Raw genomic sequence first — 23,389 nt, forward strand, 5'->3', positions numbered from 1 at the left:
GGCCCACCTATGGTCACACGTCCAGTGTGGCCGAGCGCACTGACAACGTCAGCCCTGGCTGCCTTTCGGGGGGTTGGGGGCGGGTGGGGGCGGGGGGAATCTGTGGCCGTGTCCGGCGGCGAGTTCGAATTCTGCCCTGGGGTGTTCGAGTGAGCCGAGGGAGACGATCTCACGCTTGAAGAGGCCCGAGAGGGTCCATTCAGCGAGCACGCGCATTTTGCGGTTGAAGGTGGGGATCCGGCTGAGGTGGTAGGTGCGGTGCATCAGCCAGGCGGGGTAGGCCTTGAGCTTGCGCCCGTAGATGTGGGCGACGCCCTTGTGGAGGCCGAGGGAGGCCACGGAGCCCGCGTACTTGTGCGCGTACTCGGTCAGGAGCTCGCCGCGCAGGGAGGCCACCAGGTTGTCGGCGAGGACCTTGGCCTGGCGGACGGCGTGCTGCGCGTTGGGGGCGCATTCACGGTCGGCCTCCTTGGCGGTGATGTCGGGGACGGCGGCGGCGTCGCCGGCGGCCCAGGCGTGTTCGACGCCGTCGACGGTGAGGAAGGCGGTGCAGGCGAGGCGGCCGCGTTCGGTGCGCGGGAGGTCGGAGGCGGCGAGGATCGGGTGCGGTTTGACGCCTGCGGTCCACACGACGGTACGGGTGGGGAAGCGGGCGCCGTCGCTGAGGACGGCGACGCGGTTCTCGCAGGAGTCGAGCCGGGTCTCCAGGCGTACGTCGATGCCCCGGCGGCGCAGTTCGCGGACCGTGTAGACACCGAGTTCGGGGCCGACCTCGGGGAGGATGTGGTCGCTGGCCTCGACCAGTACCCACTTCATGTCCTCGGGCTTGATGTTGTGGTAGTACCGGGCCGCGTAGCGGGCCATGTCCTCCAGTTCGCCGAGGGCCTCGACGCCCGCGTAGCCGCCGCCGACGAAGACGAAGGTGAGGGCGGAGTCGCGGAGGGCGGGGTCGCGGGTGGAGGAGGCGATGTCCATCTGTTCGATGACGTGGTTGCGCAGGCCGATGGCCTCTTCCACGGTCTTGAATCCGATGGCGTAGTCGGCGAGTCCGGGGATGGGCAGGGTGCGGGACACGGATCCGGGGGCGAGGACGAGTTCGTCGTACTCGATCTCCAGCGCGCCGGTGCCCTCGTCCTCGGTGGCGAGGGTGGCGACGGTCGCGGTCCGCTTGGCGTGGTCGATGCGCTGGGCCTCGCCGATGACGATGCGGCACTTGTCGAGGATGCGGCGGAGCGGCACGACGACGTGGCGCGGGGAGATGGAGCCCGCGGCCGCCTCGGGGAGGAAGGGCTGGTACGTCATGTACGGCTCGGCGCTGACGACCGTGACCTCGGCTTCGCCGGCTCTGAGCTTTCGCTGGAGCCGGAGCGCCGTGTACATGCCGACGTAGCCGCCGCCGACGACGAGGATGCGCGTGCGGGGCGGGGTACCGGGGGTCGTGCCCCGGGAGTTAGCAGCCTTCACCATCCCATGACGCAACGTGGCCGGGAGTTTGTCCACAGGCCTGACACATTGTGTGACCGGAGGGGGTGCCGGTACGGGGCTGCCGGATGGCTTGAGTGGGGGTGGAGTTCCGCAGGTCAGGTGGTACGGAAGGGGTGATTCCGGGGGCTTGGATCGGAAAAGTGGGGGTGAATGCTCCGATCGGGCGGTGGTCCGTCCGGGGCTGCCTCTTCTGAATTGACTCTGGCTCAACTATGTTCGTATCTCGTCGAGGAGTAAGACCGGGGCCCACATGACCGTGGCCCACCTCGACACGAAGGCGGGGAGTGTCTCCGGGGGGAGACAAATGATCACCGGGGGATACATATGCATATTTCCGATTTCCATGGTTCTGCGACCGCGCTCTCGGGTGAGAGCGACGGCCGCCTGATGACGGGCGCCACGACGCACGGCGTGGGCCGCTCCACGCCGCTGCGCGTCGACGCCCAGCGCAACCTCGAACACGTGCTGCGCGCGGCCCGCGAGGTGTTCGGCGAGCTGGGCTACGGGGCTCCGATGGAGGACGTGGCGCGACGCGCACGCGTCGGCGTCGGCACCGTGTACCGGCGCTTCCCGAGCAAGGACGTCCTGGTCCGCCGGATAGCCGAGGAGGAGACCGCCAGGCTGACCGAGCAGGCCCAGGCCGCGCTGGGCCAGGAGGAGGAGCCGTGGCAGGCGCTGTCGCGCTTCCTTCGCACCTCCGTGGCCTCGGGCGCCGGGCGGCTGCTGCCGCCGCAGGTGCTGCGGGTCGGGTCGGCGGCCGAGGACGAGGTCGAAGAGCCGGCGGCGCGGGTTCCGCACCAGCGCCAGGCCGGCGTGACCGGCGGGGCCCCCGAGCTGCGGGTCGTGGGCTCGCGGACTCCGACCGAGGACGAGCCCTCGGAGGACGCGGGCGCGGGCGCGCTGCTGGAGGTGGTCGGCCGGCTGGTCGACCGTGCCCGGGAGGCGGGTGAGCTGCGCGGCGATGTCACGGTGGCCGATGTGCTGCTGGTGATAGCCACGGCCGCTCCGGCGCTGCCCGACGCGGCGCAGCAGGCGGCGGCTTCGTCCCGGCTGCTCGACATCCTGCTCGAAGGGCTGCGGTCCCGGACGGCCTGAGCCGTACGGGGCACGGTCCTCGCGGACGCCCCTGTGGGGGTGCCTGCCGCTGCCCGTCCCACCCGCCGACCGGTTCGCCGACCTGTTCGTCGAACGGTCCTCCGAACGGCCTCTGTCTCGAAAGAGTGAGGGTCGGTACGGGGTTTCACCGGATGCTGCCCGGACGAGTGGATGGTGGGAAGACGGGTCCGGCGCGCGCCCCCCGTGTGACACGCTTGAACGGTGTACCGGTTGAGTGTGGCGTGCGGGGGCTTCCGCGATGGGCGTTGACGGTCGGGAAGAGCCGCTCGGCGGTGCCGGCGGCGAGGTCGAGGCGCAGAGCCCGGCCGCACGCCAGGTCCCTGCGCAGCGCGAGCCGCGGCGCGGGCGGCACGCGGGCTCGGGGTATTCCGGTGCCGATCTGCCTCCGTCCGACGGGGACTTGATCGCCCGGATGCGCGGGGGCGACGACGGTGCGTACGAGGAGCTGTTCCTCCGGCACGCGGATTCCGTACGGCGCTACGCGCGGACCTGCTGCCGCGATGCGCACACGGCCGACGACCTGACCGCCGAGGTGTTCGCGCGGACGCTGCAGGCGGTACGGGGCGGGGCCGGGCCGGACCAGTCGGTGCGGGCGTACCTGCTGACCACGGTGCGCCGGGTCGCTGCGGCGTGGGCGAAGACCTCCCGGCGGGAGCATCTCGTCGAGGACTTCGCGGTGTTCGCGGAGCAGGCTGCCGCGGGGACCGAGGTCGGCGGTGGCATGTCCGGCCTGTCCGGGGACGACACCCTCGAACTGGGCGCGGAAGTCCGGGCGATGCGCGAGGCGGAGCAGTCGCTGGCGATGCAGGCCTTCCGGAGTCTGCCCGAGCGCTGGCAGGCCGTGCTGTGGCACACCACCGTCGAGGACGCCTCGCCGAGTGCGATCGCCCCGCTGTTCGGGCTGAGCGCCAATGCGACGGCGGTGCTGGCCAGCCGGGCCCGGGAGGGGCTCAAGCAGGCCTATCTGCAGGCGCATGTCAGCTCGGCGCTGAGTGCGGGCGGGGACTGCGCGCGGTACGCGGACCGGCTGGGGGCGTATGCCCGCGGCGGGCTGCGGATGCGGGCGGAGCGGGGGCTGCGGGGGCACCTGGAGGAGTGCGCGAAGTGCCGACTGGCCGCCGGGGAGCTCAAGGACGTCAACGCGGGCATTCCCGCGCTGCTGCCCGTCGCGGTCATCGGCTGGTTCGCCGCCGGGTACGCGGCGAAGGCGGCCGGTGTGGTGGCCGGCGGGGCCGTCGTCGCGGGGGGCGCGGGGGCTGCCGCCGCGGCCGCGGGCGGGTCGACGGCGGGGGCCGGGGCGGGGGCTGCGGGTGGTGCCGGGGCTGCCGGTGGGACTGCGGGAGCTGGAGCTGCTGGTGGGGCTGCCGGGGGTGCCGGGTCCGGGGTCGGGGGTGCGGTGGCTTCCGAGGTGCTCGGGCTGCCGGTCAAGGCCGCCATCGCCGCCGGGATCGCGGTCGCCGCAGCCGCGGGGGTGGTGTTCGCGCTGGCCGGGGACGATCCCGGGCCGGGGGCCGCGGCGCAGCTCGCGCCGAGTGTGGCGGCGCCCGTCGTGCCGCTGGTCCCGGCTCCGCGGACACCGGCGCCGACGCGTGCGGAGCCGCCGGCCGCGCAGGGCTCCGTACCCTCCGAGCCGGGCAGGACTCCCGCTGCGCCGACCCCCTCACCCTCGAAGCCGAAGGCCCCGGCTCCGGCTCCGGCTCCGCCCGAGTCCTCGGCGCCGAAGCCCTCGCCGACTCCGTCCCCGACCCCGAGCCCGGCCAAGCCGTCCCCCTCGCCGTCGCCGTCCGTACCGAAGCCGCCTCAGGGGTTCCGGCTGGCGGGGCTCGGGCACGCGGCGTTCGGCGACCACAGCGGTCCCGAGCTGCAGACCGGGCGCAGCAGCTGGGTGTGGCAGCGGTGGGGGCTGCGGATCGCGGACCGGCGGTTCGCGCAGGGGATCACGGTGAACTCCCGTTCCTCGGTGGAGATCACCCTGAACCGGCAGTGCACCGCGTTCTCGGCGCGGGCCGGGGTGGACGACCTGTCGTTGTTCACCGACGGCACGGTGCGGTTCTCCGTGTACGCCGACGGGCAGCGTCTGTGGCGGTCGGACGCGCTCGGGTTCGGGGATCCGGCCGCCGCTGTCGACGTCTCCCTGGCCGGGCGCAAGACGCTGCGGCTGGTGGTGGAGCAGGCCGGGCAGGGCAGCCTGCCGACCCTGGCGAGCTGGGCCGACGCCGTGATCAGCTGCCGGTGACCCGGGTGGTCTCGGTGGCTTGGGTGGCCTCGGTGGCCTGGGTGACGAGGGTGGCGACCTCGGCCGGGGAGAGCTTCGCGCCCGCCGCCTCCTCCGCCGTGTAGCGGTCGGCGCCGAGCACGGAGCGCGCGGCGGCCGGGAGTCCGCCGACGGCGGCCTGTTCCGGGACCGAGCGCGGGTGGCCCGCGCGCCAGGCGGTGGCCGCGGCGAGCACCCGTACTCCCTCTGCGGTGCGCCCCGAGGCGGACAGCAGCACGGCCGCGGTGTCGGTGAGCGAGGCAAGGACGCGCTCGGCGCAGCGTGCGGCGACGGCGGTGGCCAGGGCCGGTGCGAGCTTGGCGAGGCCGGCCTGTGGGCCGTGCTCGCGGCCGGTGAGGACGGCGTCGATGTTGCCGAGTCCGGCGGCGAGCTGCGGGGGTCCGGACATCTTTCCGGCAGCGGCGCGCGCGAGCTCGCACTCGGTACGGGCCCGCCCGAGGTCGCCGGCGACGAGGGCGACGAGCGCCGTGAGCATGCCACCGTACGCCTGGATCTCGTGCATCCCGCCGTAACGCTCGGCTTCGCGGGCCGCCTCGGCCAGGAGTTGCTCGGCGCCGGCGAAGTCTCCGGAGCAGAAGGCGGACTCGGCGATCCGGGCGATGGCGAAGGGCGTCTCCATGTGGGCGCCGACCTCGCGGGCGAGGCGCAGGCACTCCTCGTACTCGCTGCGGGCCCAGTCGTAGCGGCCGCGGGAGAGCGCGACCTCGCCGGCGGCGCTGGCCACTTGGGAGCGGGTCCAGCGGTCGCCGACGCGGTCGGCGATCTCGTGCAGTTCGGCGAGGTCGGCGTCGACGGTGGACAGGCCGCCGGTGATGTCGATCCCCATGTGGGTGCGGAGCATGAGGGAGACGCCGAGTTCCCAGTCCTCGCCGTGGCGGCGGCAGTTGTCGACGGTCTCGTCGAGTCCGTCGCGGAAGTCGACGGAGTTGCCGGTGAGGAGGCTGGTCATCGGCCAGAGCATGCCGGGGAAACGGGCGGTCTCGGGGCCGCCGGCGCGGAAGATCTGGCGTACGCGCTCGGCGAGGGCGATGCTCTGCGGGGTCCGGAGGTCCTTGGGGGCGTTGCCGTCGGCGATGAGGAAGACGTGCAGCATGCGCAGGCGCATGAAGCGCCAGTAGGCGGGCGTGCCTTCCGGTGGCTCGGCGGAGCTGGTCTCCAGGAGCCGGGCGGTCCATTCGGCGCCCTCGGTGCGGTAGTTGCGCAGCCACCAGAACCAGCCGAGGGCGAGGGCGAGGCGTTGGCCGGTTTCGACGGCGCCTGTGTGGACGGTGTGGAGGAGCGCGGCGCGGAGGTTGTCGAGCTCGGTCTCGATGCGCCGGATCCAGGGCAGTTGGGCGGCGCCGCGCAGGAGGGGCTCGGCCTCCTCGGCGAGGGCCAGGAAGTGCGCGGCGTGGCGGTGGGCGGCGGCGCGGCGGTCGGCGGGGTGCGCGGCCGCGCGTTCGGCGGCGTACTCGCGGATGGTCTCCAGGAGGCGGTAGCGCATGCCGTCGGGGGCGGGGGCGGCGACGACGAGGGACTTGTCGACGAGGGAGCCGAGGAGGTCCAGGACGTCGGGGGTGTCGGCGGCGTCGGGGTCGGCGCAGACGGCTTCGGCTGCGGCCACGTCGCAGCCGCCGGCGAAGACGGAGAGCCGGCGCAGGACGGTGCGCTCGCTGTCGTCGAGCAGGTCCCAGGACCAGTCGACGACGGCGCGCAGGGTCTGCTGGCGGGGCAGTACGGTACGGGCGCCGCCGGTCAGGAGCCGGAAGCGGTCGTCCAGCCGGTCGGCGATCTGCCGCGGGGTGAGCAGCCGCAGCCGCGCCGCCGCCAGCTCGATGGCGAGCGGCAGCCCGTCCAGGCGGGCGCAGATCTCGGCGACTGCGGCCGGGTCGTCGGCGGGGGTGAAGCCGGGGCGGACGGCGGCGGCGCGGTCGGCGAAGAGGCGGTGCGCGGGGTCGGGGGGCAGGGGGTCGACGGGGCGAACCGTTTCACCGGGTACGCCGAGGGGTTCGCGGCTGGTGGCCAGGATCCGGACGCCGGGGCAGTGGGTGAGGAGGTGTTCGGCGAGTTCGGCGGCGGCGCCGATGACGTGCTCGCAGTTGTCGAGGACGAGGAGCAGGCTGCGGTTGGCGCAGTGCTCGACGAGCTGGGCGGCGGGCTCGTCGGCGGGGGCCTTGTCGCGGGCGACGAGGGTGCTCTCGCGCAGGCCGAGGGCGCTGAGGACGGCGCCGGGCACGGCGGCGGGGTGGTCGAGGCGGGCGAGTTCGACGAGCCAGCCGGGTTCGGGGTGGTCGGCGGCCGCGTGCTCGGCGAGCCGGGTCTTCCCGGACCCGCCGGGCCCGGTGAGGGTGACGAGCCGCAGCCGGGCCATATCCCGGCGAAGCCCCGCAAGCTCGGGCTCTCGCCCGACGAAGGAGGTAAGCCGAGGCCGAAGGTTCCCGGCGCGCTCGCCGGGCTGGGCGGGGGGTGCGGTTGCCGCCGGGGGCGCGGGGCGCGCGAGCGCCGGCGGCTCCGCCGGGAAGGCAGGGTGCATGGGCACCGCCGGGTGCACGGGGTCCGCGGACGCCGAGGGCACGGACACCGCTCGGGGTGCGGGCGCGGTTGCAGGCGGCGCCGCCCTGAACGCTGGGGGTGCGGGATGCGCCGGAGATGCGGGCGCGGCTGGAGGCACCGGCCGTACCGGGGGCGCGGATTCGGCCGGAAGCGCGGGTACGGGTGGAGGCGCCGGTACCGCGGGAGCGGCAGGGGATGCAGGGTACGCCGGCGTCTCGGCGAGTGCCGGGGAGGCGGGCGCTGCGGGACGCACTGCGGGCGCGGCCGCCTCTGTGGCCAACGGAGTTGCCGGGTACGCGGTTGGCACTGGGGACCCGGGGTGCAGCGGGGGTGGGGGCGTCGCCGGGTGCGCCGGAGGCGCGGGCGCGGCTGGCGCCGGGGGTGGGGGCGTCGTGGGGGGTGTCGGGCTTGGGGGGTCGAGGAGTTCTGTGTGGAGGGCTGTGAGTTCGGGGCCGGGGTTGGTGCCGAGGGCTTCGGCAAGGGTGCGGCGGGTGTCCTCGTACGCAGCGAGGGCGTCGGCGGGACGGCCGGACGCGCGGAGGGCGCGGAGCTGCTGGGCGCGCAGGGGCTCGTCGTACGGGTGCTCCCGGATCAGTGCCTCGATCTCCGGGAGGAGGGACGCCGGGTCGGCGGCCCCGCTGCGGAGTTCGGCGTCGATCCGGGCGCGGAGGGCGGCCGCGCGGTGCGCTTCGGGGGTGGCGGCGTAGGCGGTGCGGGCGGGCTCGGGGAGGTCGGCGAGGGCGGGGCCGCGCCAGAGGGCGAGGGCGGTTCGGAGGGTTACGGCGGCGGTCGCGGGGTCGGCGGCCAGCTGCCCGGCGCCCTGGCGGGCGAGGCGGGTGAACCGGTGGAGGTCGACTTCGTCGCGGTCGGCGACGGCGAGGAGGTAGCCGCCGGCGGGGCCGGCGGGGACGGCGTCCCGGCCGCCGAGGGCCCGGCGGAGCCGGGCGACGAGGGCCTGGAGCGCGGCGGGGGCGTCCTGGGGCGGATCGTCGCCCCAGATGTCGTCGACGAGGTCGGCGACGGTGGCGGCCGGGCCGCCGGCGCGGAGCGCGAGGGCGGCGAGGAGCGCGCGCAGGCGGGCGCCACCGATGGGGAGGGGGGCGCCGGTCTCGTCGCGCGCCTCGGTGACGCCAAGGATGAGATACCGCACCGGGCAATTCTGCCTTGCCCCTGCCGGGGGTGCCGGAGGGTTTTCCCGGAGCCCGCGCCTCAGGCGCCGGCGGGACTGCCGGTGGGCGGGTGCCGCGCCGCGCCTGGGACTCAGCACCGGAGTCACCAGCGGCGCTGGCGCGACGGGCGCCGGTAGGTGGGTGCCGCGCCGCTGCCGCGGGCAGGCCCCCGCGCCTCAGACGGCGACGGGGCTTGGACCAGCGGACTGGCGGTGGGCAGGCGAGCGCCTGGTACGCCGCTGCGGGGTGGCGGCCGGGCCCCGGCCGGGAGCGGGTGCCGCTGCGATGGTGGGGCACCGCCCCGGGCCTCACGTCCCAAAGGGGTGCCATGTGCCCTCGCCCGTGGGGCCGTTCAGGGGATAGATGTGCGGCCGGGGTGCCGGATCCGCCGGGGCTTGGGGGTGCCGCGCCGCTGTTGGCGGGGGCCCGATCGCGGGTTGGCGGTGGGCAGGTGCCGGACACGCGCCGGTGGGTCAGGACAGGGCGGGGCGGGGGGTGGGGACTCCTTGGGGGACCGCTCTGCGGCGGGGGGTGGACGTGCCCGTCCAGCACGTGCCTCGGCGGGACAGGAGGCGGCCCAGCCACAGTTCCATCGAGACGAGTTCCGCCAGGCCGTCCAGGGGGACCGGGTGGCCCTCCGCCGCGTCCAGCAGGGCCTGTTGGACCACCCGGGCCTCGATCAGGCCCGCGTCCGCCAGGAGCGGGGCGGTGAAGAGGGACAGCAGCGAGGGCAGCGCCGCCCTCAGGCCCACTCGGGTCGCCGTTTCGTTCGGGGTGTGGGTCGGGGCGCCCCAGCCCGGCGGGAGTTCGCGTACGCCCGCCGAGGAGAGGACGGTGCGCAGGATCGCCGCCCGGGCGCCGGGCTGGACCCGCAGGGATTCCGGGAGGGCGCGGGCCGCCCGTACGACCTGGTTGTCCAGGAACGGGGCGTGCAGGCGCTGGCTGCGGACCTCCACGGCCTGTTCGAAGACCCGGTGGTCCGCCGCGTGCCGGGTCAGCGCGGCGCGGGCCCGGGCCTCGCCGGGGCGCAGGGAGAGGGGCGGGCGGCCTGCGGCGGTTGCCAGACGGATCGATACTTCCGCCAGCGCTTCCCCCGTCAGCCAGCCCGCCGCCGGGCCCGGGCGGGACCAGGTCAGGGCCGCCAGCGAGGCGTCCACCGGGTTCGACGCGCCGCCCTCGACGGCCCCTTCGCGCAGCCGGACCGCCGCCGCCTCCATGCCCGCGCGGTACGGCGTACGGGCGAGGCGGCGGGCCGCCGAGTAGACGGAGAACGGGACCAGCAGGGACAGGGCCGAGTCGCCCGGCGCCGAGCGGGCCAGCGCGGCGACCGGGCGCAGCAGGTGGCGTCTGCGGCGGTCCATCAGGAGGTCGGCGAGCCGGGCCGGGTGCGCGTCGAGGACCTGGCGGGCGCCGTGTCCGACGAAGTGGTCCGCCGAGCCGGCCGCCAGCCGGCGCCGCTCGCGGGCGGCGGTGACCAGGGAGGGGCCGGGTTCGTCGGTGAGGGGGCCGTCGAGGTCGGCGTACGGGAGGGCCTCCTCGGCGGCGGCCACGACGACGTGGTGCAGCCGGGGGTTGGCGGCGATGGCCCGGGCGCGTTCGAGTTCGGCCTCGCGGCCCTGGGGGGTGGCCAGGTCGTTGAAGGTGACGGCCAGCAGCCGGCCGCCGGACTGCCTCGTCACCGTGCCGGGCGCCCCGGGCAGGCCGGCGGCGAGCAGCGCGAGTGTCGCGGAAGCGCTGCCTCCGGAGAGGTCGGCGCCCACGCCGGGCGCGGGCGCGGGTGCGCCCCGGGCCGCGCGCCGGTCGGCGGGGCCCATTCCGGGCACCGGGCCGGGGTCGTGGGGCGGCGTGTCGGGGGCATGCCGCGGAGCCGTGAGCCGGGCGCGCACGGCATCCACCAATGCTTCGCGTACGCCCTCCACCGCGTGCTCGGGGTCGGCCGTGGGCGCCGCCACCGCGAGGGAGGCCACCGGCTCGTACCCGGTGATCTCGCGCGAGCCCTCGCGCAGGATCAGCGCGTGTCCGGGCGGGATGCGCCGCACGCCGACGTACGGTGTGCCGTCGCCCAGTGCCTCCGGGCTGTCGGGGCAGGCCAGCAGGGCCGCGAGGTGGCCGATGTCGAGCTGCGCCTCGATGAGGTCGGCGAGCGGCAGCGCGGCGGTGGCGTACGCCGTCCCGCCCGCCCAGGGGGTGTAGAAGACGGGCCGGGCGCCCGCGAGGTCGCCGACGACCGTGATGCGGCGGCCGGTCTGGACTACGGCGGTGTAGCTGCCGGACCACTGGGTCAGGTGGCGCAGGGCTCCGCCGCGGGCGGCGAGGAGCGCGCTGCGCAGTTCGGTGTCGGTGGCGCCGCAGCAGCCGAGGACGGCGAGCCGGGTGAAGGGGTCGGCGGGGTCGGCGGCGAGGGTGCGGATCTCGTCGGGGCGCCAGTCGCCGACGGCCCAGAGGGGGTCGGGGTCTCCCCAGAGCAGTTGGGCGCCGACCGGGACGACGGTGCGTTCGGCGGCGGGGTCGTCCGGGTGGGCGGCGTCGGCGTCCGCGAGGCCGCCGCTCACAGGGCCGCCGGGACCGCCGGGGCCGTAGGAGCCGGCGGGGCCGGATCCGCCCTGGCCAAAGACGCGGCCGGCCGTGCCGAAGCTCGCGGCGATACTGCTCCAGCCGACCAACCAGCGCACCGCCGCCTCCCCAGCCTGTGGGCAAATGACCGGGGCGGGAACGTCGTGGTCAGCGCTGAGGGCGCGGCCGACGGGACCCCGGGTGGCTCGGGGTCCATGCTGCCACGAGACAGGCGTGCGAGAGTGATCCATGAGGGCGCACATGCAAACGAACACGCCGCGGACACGCGGTATTTGGCGTTCCGTTCCCACCGCCCCATAGGTCGGTTTCGGCCATTCTTCGGCCGTACTGAGGCCACGCCGAGGCCGCACCGCGACGGCACCTCGACCGCACCGCGGCCGCACCGCGGCCGCACCACGAGCACACTGCGGGCGCACCGAGCCCGCACGTGGCGCCGCCGCACGCCCTTGGGGCGCCCGGCCGCGCCGGCCCGCGGGCGCGGTCCGGGAGGCGGGAATCGCCCCCCGGACCGTTCCGCCACCCGCGGGGATTGAGGCGGCGGCATCCCCCGGCCCGCCGGATCCACGCAGCGGGCCGACCCACGCAGGGCACATCGAATCGCCGGGCCCGCTGACCGGCCAGAGCGCACGGGCGGGCGCACGGCCACACGCACGGAGCACGGGAGGGGGCGTGCGCCCGCGGCGCGGGCCCCGCCCCGACTGTGCGGGCGGACAACAATCCCGCCATACGGAAGTCGGGGCCTTAACGCTTGGGAGGCGGGGAACTACGCTGGGTTTACGAAATGCCGGGCAACTATGCCCCGGCGGCGTATGCGTTGTGTGCGTTCCGCGTGTGACGAGGGGTGGCGCATGTCCAGGGAGCTCCGCGAGCCCAATGAGAAGCTCGGCGCCGTCCTCGCCCTCGCCGGCATCAGCAACGCCGGGCTGGCCCGGCGGGTCAACGACCTCGGCGCACAGCGCGGCCTGACGCTTCGTTACGACAAGACGTCGGTGGCCCGGTGGGTGTCGAAGGGGATGGTGCCGCAGGGCGCGGCCCCGCATCTGATCGCCGCCGCCATCGGCGCGAAGCTGGGGCGGCCGGTGCCGCTGCACGAGATCGGGCTGGCGGACGCGGACCCCGCGCCCGAGGTCGGCCTGGCCTTCCCGCGGGACGTGGGCGAGGCGGTGCGCTCGGCCACCGATCTGTACCGGCTGGACCTCGCGGGCCGCAGGGGCGGTGCCGGCGGCGGTGGCGGGATCTGGCAGTCGCTGGCCGGCTCCTTCGCGGTGTCCGCGTACGCGACGCCCGCCTCGCGCTGGCTGATATCTCCGGCGGACGGTTCGGTGGCGCGCGAGCCCGCGGCCCCGCCCCGCGAGACCGTGGCGCCGCGCGAGCCGGCGGCGGCGGGCACGGCGTCGCCCTCGCCGATGTCCTCGTCGCCTTCCTCTTCGTCTTCGCCGTCTTCTTCGTCTTCGCCGTCTTCTTCGTCTTCGCCGTCTTCTTCGTCAACGGGTTTGCCCGCGCAGTCTTCGGGTGAAACGCCGCACGCCCCGCCCGGGCAGGCGGCCGTACCGGCGGCAGTACCCGCCTCCGCGCCCGCCGCGGCCGTGGGGCTGTACGACCCGGCGCCGCAGCGCGTGGGCCACAGCGACGTGACCAAGCTGCGCGAGGCGGCCGAGGACGCGCGCCGCTGGGACTCCAAGTACGGCGGAGGGGACTGGCGTTCGTCGATGGTCCCGGAATGCCTGCGCGTCGACGCGGCGCCCCTGCTGCTCGGCTCGTACAGCGACGACGTGGGCCGCGCGCTGTTCGGCGCGACCGCCGAACTGACCCGGCTGGCCGGGTGGATGGCCTTCGACACCGGCCAGCAGGAGGCGGCCCAGCGCTACTACATCCAGGCGCTGCGCCTGGCCCGCGCGGCCGCCGACGTACCGCTGGGCGGGTACGTACTGGCTTCCATGTCGCTCCAGGCGACGTACCGGGACTTCCCGGACGAGGGCGTGGACCTGGCGCAGGCGGCCGTGGAGCGCAACCGCGGCCTGGCCACGGCGCGCACCATGAGCTTCTTCCGGCTCGTCGAGGCGCGGGCGCACGCGAAGGCGGGCGATTCGGCGGCCGCCGGGGCGGCGCTGCGGGCGGCGGAGGGCTGGCTGGAACGGGCGCGCGAGGGCGACCCGGATCCGACCTGGCTGGGTTTCTACTCGTACGACCGGTTCGCGGCGGATGCGGCGGAATGCTACCGGGACCTCAAGCTGCCGCGGCAGGTACGGCGCTTCACCGAGCAGGCGCTGTCGCGCCCGACGGAGGAGTACGTGCGCTCGCACGGGCTGCGGCTGGTGGTGAGCGCGGTGGCGGAGCTGGAGTCGGGCAACCTGGACGCGGCGTGCGCGGCCGGCACCCGGGCGGTGGAGGTCGCGGGCCGGATCTCCTCGGCGCGGACGACCGAGTACGTACGGGACCTGCTGCACCGGCTCGAACCGTACGGGGACGAGCCGCGCGTGGCGGAGCTGCGGGAGCGGGCACGGCCGCTGCTGGTGGCGCAGGCGTAGAGCAGTCGGTGGCACGGGCGTAGGGCTGCCGACGGCTCGGGCAGAGAGCCGCCGGCGTCGCAGGCGGAGACCCGCGTGGCCGCATTGTCAGTGGCGGGGTGCAGTATGCAGGGGTGGGAGGTGGCGGCTTGGGCGGCGGCATGGGCAGCGTGGGCAGCGTGGGCAGCGCGGGCAGCGCGGGCAGCGCGGGCAGCGCGGGCAGGGTCGACTGCGATGTGCTGGTGATCGGCGGTGGCATCGTCGGCCTGTCGACGGCGCACGCCCTGGCGCAGCTGGCTCCGGGGACGCGGGTGGTGGTGCTGGAGAAGGAGTCCGGCCCCGCCCGGCACCAGACGGGCCGCAACAGCGGGGTGATCCACAGCGGGATCTACTACCGGCCGGGATCGCTCAAGGCGCGCTTCGCGGTGCGCGGGGCCGCCGAGATGGTGAAGTTCTGCGCGGAGCACGGGATCGCCCACGAGGTCACCGGGAAGCTGATCGTCGCCACCGGGCGTGACGAGCTGCCGCGGCTGCACGCGCTGGTGCAGCGGGGCCGGGAGAACGGCATCCCGGTGCGCGAGCTGGGCCCGGCGCAGATCTCGGAGTACGAGCCGGAGGTGCAGGGCCTGGCCGCGATCCATGTCGGCACCACCGGGATCGTGGACTACGGGCAGGTGGCGCGGCAGCTCGCGGAGTCCTCGGGCGCGGAGATCGTCTACGGCGGGGCGGTGGACCTGATCTCGCGGCGCGCGTCGGGGGTGGCGGTCCGCACCACGTCCGGGCTGGTGGTCCGCTCGCGCGTCCTGGTGAACTGCGCGGGCCTGCAGTGCGACAGGGTCGCCCGGCTGGCCGGCGACGACCCGGGCATGCGGATCGTGCCGTTCCGCGGGGAGTACTACGACCTGGCGCGGCCTTCGCTGGTCCGGGGGCTGGTCTACCCGGTCCCGGACCCGGCGTTCCCCTTCCTCGGCGTGCACCTGACGCGCGGGATCGGCGGCGGGGTCCACGTCGGGCCGAACGCGGTGCCGGCGCTGGCGCGCGAGGGGTACGGGTGGGGCGTGGTCCGGCCGCGGGACCTCGCGGACGAGCTGGCCTGGCCGGGATCCTGGCGGATGGCCCGGCGGCACTGGCGGTACGGGGTCGGCGAGATCCGCCGCTCGGTGTCGAAGCAGGCGTTCACGGAGGCGGTACGGCGGCTCCTGCCGGCGGTCTCGGCGGCGGACCTGGCCCCGGCCGGGCCCGGGGTGCGGGCGCAGGCCGTGCTGCGGGACGGGACGCTGGTGGACGACTTCCTGATCAAGGAGGGCCCGCGCACGGTGCACGTCCTGAACGCGCCGTCGCCGGCCGCGACGGCTTCGCTCCCGATCGGCCGCGAAATCGCCCGCCGGGCCTTGTCGTCGCTCCGCACGTCGTAGGGCGGCGCAGTCCGCCGGACCGCTGCCTCCGGGCTCCGCTCCGGACCCCGCTCCCGGCTCCGCCCCGGCCCCCCGCGCAGGCCCCGCCCCCGACCCCGCGCCGCACACGCCGGCGCGGCCGGTCCGGGGCCGGGGCCGTAGAATCTGGGCATTGTGTCTGAGTCCCTCACCCCCCAGCCCAGCGCCCCGGAGACCGTGCCGGAGGCGAATTCCTACGTGCCCCCGAAGTGGCGGACCGAGCCGCGGTTTCCCGACGGCCCCGCCCCCGATCCGGCCGGTTCGCACCACGAGCGGCGGATCCGGAGCTTCCAGCCGCGGCGCAGCCGGGTCACCACCGGGCAGGGCGAGGCCCTGAAGCGGCTCTGGGGGACGTGGGGTCTCGACATCGACGGACACTCCGTCATCGATCTCGACCAGCTGTTCGGCGGGCGCGGGCTGCCCGTCGTCCTGGAGATCGGCTTCGGGATGGGCGAGGCCACCGCGCAGATGGCCGCCGCCGACCCCGCGACCGGGATCCTCGCCGCCGACGTGCACACCCCCGGCCAGGGGAACCTGCTCGCGCTCGCCGAGCGGGGCGGGCTCGACAACGTCCGCGTCGCCAACGGCGACGCCATCATCCTGCTCCGCGAGATGCTGGCGCCCGACTCCCTCGCCGGCCTGCGCGTGTACTTCCCGGACCCGTGGCCCAAGGCCCGCCACCACAAGCGGCGGCTGATCCAGCCCGAGTTCCTCGACCTGGCCGCGACCCGCCTGGCCCCCGGGGCCGTACTGCACTGCGCGACCGACTGGGAGCCGTACGCCGAGCAGATGCTCGAAGTGCTCACCGCGCACCCGGAGTTCGAGAACACCCAGGCGGACGGCGGCTACGCGCCGCGGCCCGATTTCCGGCCGCTCACCCGGTTCGAGGGACAGGGCCTCGACAAGGGGCACGTCGTGCACGATCTGCTCTTCGCCCGCCGGGGCAACGTTTCCCCGAACGAGTAGAGAAACCGGACACGTCACTCCGCGTGTCAGAGCGGCTCGCTAGAGTCATCGTGTGTTCCGAGCGCTCCCTGCTGTCCGCGGCGTCCGCGCTGTCCGCGGTGTCCGTGCGTGCGTGCTCGCCGTGCTGTCGCTGTCGGGGCCGGCGATCCTCGAACTCGTGCGGGAGCAGACCGGTACCGCGGGGTTCTTCGTCGGCCTCGGGCTGGCCGTGCTGCCGGTGCCGCCACTCCTGGCGGCCTTCCGGTGGCTCGGCCGGGCCGCGCCCCGCCCCTGGGCGCAGTTGCTGTCCTGCTTCGGCTGGGGCGCCTGCACCGCGGCCCTGATCGCGATACTGGCCAACAACTTCGCCACCGAGTGGATAACGGCGGCCACCGCCGATGCCTCGGCCGCCGACCGGCTCGGCTCGGTGGCGATCGCCCCGGTGGTCGAGGAGAGCGCCAAGGCGGTGGCCCTGCTGCTGGTGTTCGTGTTCCGAAGACGCCAGTTCACCGGCCCCGCCGACGGGTTCGTGGTGGCCGGGTTCACCGCCACCGGCTTCGCGTGCACCGAGAACGTCCTCTACCTCGGCAACGCGTTCGGCGAGGACGTGGAGAGCGGCGCCGCCGCCCTGGACTCGGTGACGGCCGCGACCTTCTTCGTACGGATCGTGGTCTCGCCGTTCGCGCACCCGCTGTTCACGGTGCTCACCGGGCTCGGCTTCGGCGCGGCCGCGCTCGCCGCGGGCCGGGTGCGCCGGATCGGGCTGCCGCTGCTCGGGCTGCTGGCCGCGATGGGCCTGCACGCGCTGTGGAACAGCTCGTCGCGGTTCGGGGAGTACGGGTTCTACGTGGTCTACGGCTGCGTGATGGTCCCGGTGTTCGGGCTGCTGGTGTGGCTGGCCGTGCGGATAAGGCGGCGCCGGCTGCGGGCCGTGGCCGGGGAGCTGGCGGTGTACGCGGCCGCGGGCTGGCTGCGCCCGGCCGAGGTGCCGGCCCTGGTGTCGATGCCGGCCCGGTCGCTGGCCCGGGCACTGGCCCGGTCCACCGGGGGCCGGGCGGCGGGCCGGGCCGTCGCCCTGTACGAGGCGGACGCGGCCGCGCTGGCCCTGCTGCGGCACCGGGCCCGGCACGGGGGACCTGCGGGGGTGCCCGATTTCGCCTGCCGGGAGCGGGAGTTGCTGCGCCGGCTGTGGCTGCGCAAGGCGACGGCGGGGCCCGCGCTGGCCCGGGCCGCGGTCCTGGAGGATCTCCTTCCGCCCCGCCCGGTCCCCCTCGCGCCCCTGGAACCCCTGGAGCGGGTCTTCGTACCGCCCGCTAGACGCTCAGGCCCTTGGACTCCAGCCACGCCAGGGGGTCGATCGTCGAGCCGCCCGTGCGTACTTCCAGGTGGAGATGGGGTCCGGTGACGTTGCCGGTGGCGCCGACGCGGCCGATGGTGTCGCCCGCGGCGACCGAGCCGGAGGTCACCGACATCGAGGACAGGTGGCAGTACCAGATCTCCGTACCGTCCTCCAGCTCCAGCACGATCCGGTATCCGTACGCCCCGGACCAGCCCGCCGAGGTGATCTTCCCGGTTCCGACGGCCTTGACGGGGGTGCCCGTCGGGGCGGCGAAGTCGAGCCCGGTGTGGTGGCCGGAGGACCACATGGAACCGGCGTCGCCGTAGTGCGAGGTGAGGGTGTAGGCGGAGGTCGGGAGGGAGTAGCTGCCGGCGAGCTTGGCGGTCCGCTCCTGCTCGGCCTTGGCGTCGGCGGCCTCCTTGGCCTCCTTCGCCGCCTTCTCGGCGGCCAGGCGGGCGTCCTCCACCTCCTTCTGGGCGGCCTCCCGCTTTGCCTTTGCCTCCGCCGCGGCGGCCTCCTGCGCCTCCCGCTCGGCCTGCGCCCGGATCTGGGCCTCGGCGGCGCTCTCCTGGGACTCGGCCTGCTGGAGGATGCGGCCCACCAGGGTGGTGCCTGCGTCGGTGTGCTGAGCCGCCTGCTGCGCGATGATGCCGGTCGACTTCGCGGAGGCCCCGGTGCCCGCCGCGGGGCCTTCGGCCTCCGCGTGCCGGTGCCCGTCGCCCCCGCCGCCGCCCATGCCGAAGTCGGGCAACGAGGGCATCGAGATGGCGACTTGGGGCCGGTCCTGCGCGGTGGCGATCCCGCCGGCGCCGACGGCCGCGATCACACCGACGCCGAGCACGGTGGAGCTGCGGGCAAGTCCCCCGCGCTGCTTGGCGACCCGGTGCTTGCCGCGGGGCGGGCGGGCCGAGTCCTCGGTGGGGTTCCACTCACCCCAGGCGCCCGCGGTGGGCTCTTCCTGGAGCTCTATGCCTTCGGGGGCAGGCGAGTTGGAGGCCACCGGGCCACACTCCTCAGGGGGACACGCACGCGCACGGCGCCGTCTCTTGCGACGGCTGGGACGACCGCGCTGCGTTATCGAACGGTAATATACGGAGGGGAGTGATTCCAAGCTGTTGCGATGGATCGGTGGCACTAATCAGCCACCCTCAGCGCAGCCTTGGCCATGACTAAAGCCGCCTATATGGATCAACTCGGGCAAAAATCAAGCAAGATCCACATCTCTCCAGCCAGGCCAGCACCTTGACGGGCCGTCATAAACCTTTCAGGGCACACCTTTTCCATTACGCACCGTCACGGAGCGACCACGGGAACGGTACGTCTCCGCTCCGGCTCGCCCGCCCCCGGCCGGCCCACCGCGAGCAGCGCCATGTCGTCCGTCGCCCCGCCGCCCGTGTGCCGGCGCACATCGCTGCTGAGCGCACCGAGCAGCTCGCCCGGTCCGGGGAAGACGCGGCCGGTCAGCCGGGCCGCCGGGTCGTAGAAGGCCCCCGCCGCGTCGCGGGCCTCGGTCAGCCCGTCCGTGTAGAGGAGCAGAGTGGTCCCGGCGGGGAACGGCCACTCCTCGGTCCGGTCCGGCCGACCCTCGGCCAGCTCCCCCATGCCGAGCGGGAGCGCGGGCTCCGCCGGGGCGAGGACCGCCAGACGCCCGTCGGCGTGCAGCAGCAGCGGCTCGGGATGGCCGCGGTTGACCAGCCTCAGCACCTGCGCGCCCGTCGGGATCTCGCCGAGCACGCAGGTCGTGAACCCCTCCACCGAGTCCAGGCCGTCGCGCCGGGTGCCCTCGCGGGCCAGCGCCCGCTCCAGCCGCTGGGCCAGTCCCTCCAGCGTGGGCTCCGTCTCCGCCGCCTCCCGGAAGGCCCCGAGGACCACCGCCACGGCCTCCACCGCCCCCAGCCCCTTGCCCCGTACGTCTCCCACCGCCAGCCGCACTCCGTAGGGGGTGTCCTGGACGGCGTACAGGTCCCCGCCGATGAAGGCGTCGGCCTGCGCGGCCTCGTACCGGGCGCAGACGTGCAGGCCGGCGATGCGCTCCGCGGGCTTCGGCAGGACGGCGCGCTGGGCGGCCTCGGCGATCCCGCGCGCCGAGGCGAGCCGCTCACCGCTGCGTCGCACGACCCGGTTGATCAGAATCGCGAGCCCGGCGACGGTGATCACGGTGACCAGCTCGGTCAGCGCCTCGACCTTCCAGGTGGTGCCGTTGAGGAGGTGCAGCAGGACCACCGCGAGCGAGGCCAGTACGCCGGTGAGGACCGTGCCCCGGAGGGAGGACACCGGAGCGGCGATCAGCGGGGCCGCGGAGAAGAAGGGGGACCCGGTGTAGCTGGGCGGGGTCAGCAGGTCGAAGGCCAGTCCGACCGCGATCAGCACGGCCGGGAGCGCGCGGACCACCTTGCGGGCCGCACCGCTGCCGGTGCCGCCCGGGTCCTCGTCGCCGCCTTGCTGCCGCCCCAGCCCCAACACGCTGCTCTCCTGCCCGGTCCCTCGCGCGGGTGCGGGCCGCCGCCGCATCGCCCCTCAAGGCTGGCGGCAGCGGGGACCCGACGGCGACCCGGCCGGGGCCGATCGGGTGAGGGCGGGGAAGAGGGCAGCAGGACGGGGACGAGGGCGGCAGGACGGGCGAGAACGACGAAGGCCCGGTTCCCAAGGGAACCGGGCCTTCGTACTGAGTAGCGGGGACAGGATTTGAACCTGCGACCTCTGGGTTATGAGCCCAGCGAGCTACCGAGCTGCTCCACCCCGCGTCGGTAAACACAACTCTACGTCATCGCGGGGAGGGGCTACGCCAATTAACCTTCCCGCCACCCTCAGGACCTACATATCCGCAGGTCAGAGCGGTATGGAAGGCTGGAAAGACGGCTGGCATCAGCCCGTGGCCAGGCGGAGCAGGGCCAGGGACCCGATGCCGAAGGCGATGGTGAGGTAGAAGTTCCGGGTGCGCCAGGCCAGCAGCAGGGTCGGCACGGCCAGCCAGAGGCCGTAGTTGCCGGGGCCGAGGTCCAGCGTGCCGGAAGGTGCGAACAGGGACGGGGCGAGCAGGGTCGCGATCACCGCGGGCGGCACCTGCCGCAGCCAGACCACGACGGGCCGGGGCAGGGCGGCCGCGGCGAGGAAGAGGGTGGGCACCAGGCGGGGGCCGAAGGTGACGGCCGCCATGCCGGCGATGGTCAGGGCGAGCGCGAGGTCGCTCATCGGCCCGGTGCTCCTTCCTCTTCGCGATGGTCCGGGCCGTCGGCCGCGGCGTCCGTGTGTCCCTCGCGGGGTGCGATGGCCAGGCCGAAGGTGGCCGCGACGGCCGCCGCGACGAGCACGGCCCAGTACTGGAGGCCGAGCAGGGTCAGGCCCACCGCGCCGGCGCCCGCGACGGCGGCGACGGCGAGCCCGCGCCGGTCGGCGATGATCCCGGCCGCCAGCAGGGCCATGAACATGGCGGGCAGGGCGTAGTCCAGGCCCAGCGCCTCCACGTCGGTGACCAGGTCCCCGGCCAGCACGCCCGCGAGCGTGCCCGCCACCCAGGAGGCGTGCACGGCGGTGTTGAAGGTGAAGACCTCCGCCTTGGGGCGCTCCGCGCGGTCCGCGTACTGGGCGGAGTGCACCGCGAAGGCCTCGTCGGTGAGCTCGTACGCGAAGAGCGCCTGCTCGCGTCGGCGCCACCCGGCGAGCCGGGGCGCGATCGCGGCGGACAGCAGCAGATGGCGCAGGTTGACCACGAAGGTGGTCAGGACGATGGCGTACGGGGCGGCTCCGACGGCCAGCAGCTGGAGGGCCGCGAACTGCGAGGAACCTCCGTACACGAAGGCCGACATGGCGACCATCGCCCACCAGGGCAGGCCCGCGGTGTGGCCCAGCACGCCGAACGCGAAGGCCACCGGCACGTATCCGAGCATCACGGGGACGGCCTGCCCGAAGCCCGCGGCCCAGGCTCCCCGGGGTGTGTGGGGCGCCCGGGGCGCGCCGGCCGGCCCGGCCGGGGCGGGGGCGGCCGGTCGGACGGCCCCCGCCCCGGCGGCCCCGGCCGCGGCGTGGTGCGCCGGGGCCGGGGGGTCGGTCGCTACAGATCGCACTCGAAGGTCCTCTCTCCCAGGGCCGGGCGGAAGCCCACACCCGTCCAGAGGGCGGTCGCGGCCTCGTTCCCGTCGAGGACGGCGAGGAAGATCCGGTTGACCCCGCGGCGGCGGAAGGCCGCGAGAGTGTCGACCGCCAGCACCCGGGCCAGCCCCAGCCTGCGGTGGCCTGGGTCGACCACGGCGTGGCTGATGCTTCCCCGTACGCCGAACGAGCCGGCGAGCAGCGCCGCGACGACCCGGCCCGAGGGGGTGCGGATCACCCGGCAGAGGTCGCAGGAGTGGGCGAGGTGCCCGGAGAGCAGCCGCTCGTCCTCCCATTCGCAGTACGCGGCCTGCGGCGCGGCCCGCAGCAGCTCGATCACCTGCGGGATGTCGGCCGCCGTCATGGGCTCGGAGACGGCCGGTGCGGCGGCAGGAGCATCGGACCCGTACGGCCCGACCAGTACGTGCGGCTCGTCGAGCGCCAGAGCTGCGGCGCTCATCAGACCAGCGTCTCGTACGGGGAGCCGGGCAGGGAGAAGGAGATCGCGAGGACGTCGCGGTAGCCGCCCTTGTCCTCGGCCGCGCTGAGGCCGGTGACGTGGTGCTTCATGGCCCGGTCCTCGAAGATCAGCGAGTCGAGCGGGGTGAGGAAGGTGCCCTTGGCGAGCGGCTCCTCGTCCCAGGTGAAGACGGTGCTGTGGCCGCCCTCCACGTCGACGCGGGAGATGAGGTGCAGGCCGGCCCAGGGGTAGCCGTCGGAGTGGATGCCCTCCGGGACCAGCTCGTTGTACTTGCCCGGGTTGATCTCGATGCGGATCTGGTGGATCTGGCAGACCCAGGCTCGGTCGCGGTACTCGTCCTCGATCGGCAGGTTGTCGAAGTCGTAGCGGACCAGGGCCTGGAAGAGCGGGTTGCGGTACGTGGCCTCCTCGACGTCGCCGAAGTGGCGCTCGATGCCGCCGACGAAGGCGTTCATCGCCTCGCTCTGGTAGTACGCGACGTGGTCGAGCGGGGCGAGCTCGCCGGTGGCGGGCACGTACGTGAAGTCGCTGTAGCGGCGGGTGCGGACGGCGCGGTCGCCGCCGCCGAAGTGGGTGTCGGGGGTGAGCCGGCCCCAGGAGGCCTGGAGGCCGTCGAAGGCGGCGGCGAGCTCGGGGGACAGGGTCAGGTCGGCGGCCGACACGAGGGCGTAGCGCTGTTCGCGCAGGGTGTCGCGGAGGTCGGGGCCGACGGAGGTGATGGTGTCGGGGGCGGGCTTGTGGGCGACGGTGGTCACGACGGTGTTCTCTCTCTGGAGGCGGTGGACGGAAGGAGACGCGGGCTCAGCGCAGGCCCAGCGACTCGTACGTGGCGTCCAGCTCGGCGACGTCGAGGCCGGCGGCCTCGCGGACGAGGCGGATGGCCCGGTAGATCTGGTTGATGTGCGCGATGTCGTGGCCGATGACCTTGCGGATCATGACCTCCATCGTTTCCCCGCCCTGCTCGCCGTGGCGGCCGGTGCGCTGCCAGTCCTCGGGGGAGAGCGCGGCGAGGAGGGCGACGTTGGAGGCGCGCAGGCCGGTCCAGGCGTCGAGCATCTGGCGGAACGGGAGCCGGGGCAGCGGGGCCCACAGCTGCTCGTCGTAGCCGGGGTAGACGGGGTTGTCCTCGGTGGCCACGAGGCGCCAGCGGAAGCCGTAGACGATGTCGACGTCGAAGAGGTGGCCGACGATGAACGCGGCGGGCCACTCGCCCGGCTCGGGGACGGTCTCGGCGAGCTCGGTGGACAGGTCGGCGAAGAGCCGCGCCGCCCAGACGGGGGTCTTGGCGAGCACGTCGAACGCGTCGCGTTCGCCGGCGACTTCGAGGAGCGCGGAGACGTACGCGGCGGGGTCCTCGGTGGCGGAGGGGATGTCGATCCGGTGGACGTCGGTGCCGGCTGCGGTGCGGGTGGTCATGCGGAGGTGCCTTTCGCGTGGGCTGGGC

At 74.8% G+C, this 23,389-nt stretch carries 16 protein-coding genes and 1 tRNA gene; 6 read left to right on the forward strand and 11 right to left on the reverse strand.

Annotated elements, in window-relative coordinates; all coding sequences use genetic code 11:
* Positions 1–48 precede the first annotated feature (48 nt).
* On the reverse strand, positions 49–1,467 hold the full coding sequence (locus OG509_RS17940) for an NAD(P)/FAD-dependent oxidoreductase (RefSeq protein ID WP_406183516.1): 1,419 nt from the start codon (positions 1,465–1,467) through the stop codon (positions 49–51).
* A gap of 342 nt (positions 1,468–1,809) precedes the next feature.
* Between OG509_RS17940 and OG509_RS17945 the strand changes: the two genes are divergently transcribed.
* Together OG509_RS17945 and OG509_RS17950 are read left to right on the forward strand one after the other, a co-directional pair.
* On the forward strand, positions 1,810–2,580 hold the full coding sequence (locus tag OG509_RS17945) for a TetR/AcrR family transcriptional regulator (RefSeq protein WP_406183517.1): 771 nt from the start codon (positions 1,810–1,812) through the stop codon (positions 2,578–2,580).
* A 259-nt stretch (positions 2,581–2,839) separates the two neighbouring features.
* Positions 2,840–4,837, forward strand: coding sequence for a sigma-70 family RNA polymerase sigma factor (locus OG509_RS17950; RefSeq protein ID WP_406183518.1), 1,998 nt, complete (start codon positions 2,840–2,842; stop codon positions 4,835–4,837).
* Here the strand turns inward: OG509_RS17950 and OG509_RS17955 are convergent.
* Together OG509_RS17955 and OG509_RS17960 are read right to left on the reverse strand one after the other, a co-directional pair.
* Positions 4,824–8,558, reverse strand: a complete 3,735-nt coding sequence (locus OG509_RS17955; RefSeq protein ID WP_406183519.1) for an AfsR/SARP family transcriptional regulator — start codon at positions 8,556–8,558, stop codon at positions 4,824–4,826. The genes OG509_RS17950 and OG509_RS17955 overlap by 14 nt on opposite strands.
* 492 nt (positions 8,559–9,050) lie before the next feature.
* Positions 9,051–11,249, reverse strand: coding sequence for an asparagine synthase-related protein (locus tag OG509_RS17960; RefSeq protein WP_406183520.1), 2,199 nt, complete (start codon positions 11,247–11,249; stop codon positions 9,051–9,053).
* Between the two features lie 750 nt (positions 11,250–11,999).
* On the opposite strand from OG509_RS17960, the gene OG509_RS17965 reads away from it, so the two are divergent.
* The 4 genes from OG509_RS17965 (at position 12,000) to OG509_RS17980 (ending at position 17,441) form a co-directional block, all read left to right on the forward strand.
* Entirely contained in the window at positions 12,000–13,679 is a 1,680-nt protein-coding gene (locus tag OG509_RS17965; protein WP_406183521.1) for a sporulation protein, read from the forward strand.
* A 140-nt stretch (positions 13,680–13,819) separates the two neighbouring features.
* On the forward strand, positions 13,820–15,073 hold the full coding sequence (gene lhgO / locus OG509_RS17970; protein ID WP_406187616.1) for an L-2-hydroxyglutarate oxidase: 1,254 nt from the start codon (positions 13,820–13,822) through the stop codon (positions 15,071–15,073).
* A gap of 195 nt (positions 15,074–15,268) precedes the next feature.
* The gene (trmB, locus tag OG509_RS17975; RefSeq protein ID WP_406187617.1) at positions 15,269–16,057 is read left to right on the forward strand and encodes a tRNA (guanosine(46)-N7)-methyltransferase TrmB; all 789 of its coding nucleotides are present in this window, start codon (positions 15,269–15,271) and stop codon (positions 16,055–16,057) included.
* A 52-nt stretch (positions 16,058–16,109) separates the two neighbouring features.
* On the forward strand, positions 16,110–17,441 hold the full coding sequence (locus tag OG509_RS17980) for a PrsW family intramembrane metalloprotease (RefSeq protein ID WP_406183522.1): 1,332 nt from the start codon (positions 16,110–16,112) through the stop codon (positions 17,439–17,441).
* Here OG509_RS17980 and OG509_RS17985 read toward each other — a convergent pair.
* From OG509_RS17985 to OG509_RS18020, 8 genes are all read right to left on the reverse strand, one after another.
* Entirely contained in the window at positions 17,350–18,375 is a 1,026-nt protein-coding gene (locus OG509_RS17985) for a M23 family metallopeptidase (protein WP_406183523.1), read from the reverse strand. The two genes, OG509_RS17980 and OG509_RS17985, sit on opposite strands and share 92 nt — an antisense overlap.
* Before the next feature lie 293 nt (positions 18,376–18,668).
* Complete coding sequence (locus OG509_RS17990; RefSeq protein WP_406183524.1) at positions 18,669–19,886, reverse strand: PP2C family protein-serine/threonine phosphatase; 1,218 nt, start codon at positions 19,884–19,886, stop codon at positions 18,669–18,671.
* A 159-nt stretch (positions 19,887–20,045) separates the two neighbouring features.
* Positions 20,046–20,119 (reverse strand) — tRNA-Met (locus OG509_RS17995).
* Between the two features lie 121 nt (positions 20,120–20,240).
* Positions 20,241–20,567: an AzlD domain-containing protein gene (locus OG509_RS18000; protein WP_406183525.1), complete on the reverse strand. Its 327-nt coding sequence runs from the start codon at positions 20,565–20,567 to the stop codon at positions 20,241–20,243.
* Positions 20,564–21,439, reverse strand: a complete 876-nt coding sequence (locus OG509_RS18005) for an AzlC family ABC transporter permease (RefSeq protein WP_406183526.1) — start codon at positions 21,437–21,439, stop codon at positions 20,564–20,566. The genes OG509_RS18000 and OG509_RS18005 overlap by 4 nt, the downstream gene beginning before the upstream one ends.
* On the reverse strand, positions 21,427–21,924 hold the full coding sequence (locus OG509_RS18010) for a GNAT family N-acetyltransferase (RefSeq protein ID WP_406183527.1): 498 nt from the start codon (positions 21,922–21,924) through the stop codon (positions 21,427–21,429). Before OG509_RS18010 ends, OG509_RS18005 begins: the two co-directional genes overlap by 13 nt.
* On the reverse strand, positions 21,924–22,700 hold the full coding sequence (locus tag OG509_RS18015) for a 2OG-Fe dioxygenase family protein (RefSeq protein ID WP_376089364.1): 777 nt from the start codon (positions 22,698–22,700) through the stop codon (positions 21,924–21,926). Before OG509_RS18015 ends, OG509_RS18010 begins: the two co-directional genes overlap by 1 nt.
* Before the next feature lie 46 nt (positions 22,701–22,746).
* Positions 22,747–23,361, reverse strand: a complete 615-nt coding sequence (locus OG509_RS18020) for a DinB family protein (RefSeq protein WP_406183528.1) — start codon at positions 23,359–23,361, stop codon at positions 22,747–22,749.
* Between the last annotated feature and the right edge of the window lie 28 nt (positions 23,362–23,389).

It is taken from the genome of Streptomyces sp. NBC_01006 (genome assembly GCF_045162725.1).
GTDB lineage: Bacteria > Actinomycetota > Actinomycetes > Streptomycetales > Streptomycetaceae > Streptomyces.

What these genes read in the sequence shown, in the direction of transcription:
- OG509_RS18010 (WP_406183527.1), bottom strand. Translation starts at nt 21,924, where the DNA reads ATGAGCGCCGCAGCTCTGGCGCTCGACGAGCCGCACGTACTGGTCGGG.
- OG509_RS17965 (WP_406183521.1), top strand. Translation starts at nt 12,000, where the DNA reads ATGTCCAGGGAGCTCCGCGAGCCCAATGAGAAGCTCGGCGCCGTCCTC.
- lhgO (WP_406187616.1), top strand. Translation starts at nt 13,820, where the DNA reads ATGGGCAGCGTGGGCAGCGTGGGCAGCGCGGGCAGCGCGGGCAGCGCG.
- OG509_RS17950 (WP_406183518.1), top strand. Translation starts at nt 2,840, where the DNA reads ATGGGCGTTGACGGTCGGGAAGAGCCGCTCGGCGGTGCCGGCGGCGAG.
- OG509_RS18020 (WP_406183528.1), bottom strand. Translation starts at nt 23,361, where the DNA reads ATGACCACCCGCACCGCAGCCGGCACCGACGTCCACCGGATCGACATC.
- OG509_RS17990 (WP_406183524.1), bottom strand. Translation starts at nt 19,886, where the DNA reads ATGCGGCGGCGGCCCGCACCCGCGCGAGGGACCGGGCAGGAGAGCAGC.
- OG509_RS17940 (WP_406183516.1), bottom strand. Translation starts at nt 1,467, where the DNA reads ATGGTGAAGGCTGCTAACTCCCGGGGCACGACCCCCGGTACCCCGCCC.
- OG509_RS18000 (WP_406183525.1), bottom strand. Translation starts at nt 20,567, where the DNA reads ATGAGCGACCTCGCGCTCGCCCTGACCATCGCCGGCATGGCGGCCGTC.
- OG509_RS17945 (WP_406183517.1), top strand. Translation starts at nt 1,810, where the DNA reads ATGCATATTTCCGATTTCCATGGTTCTGCGACCGCGCTCTCGGGTGAG.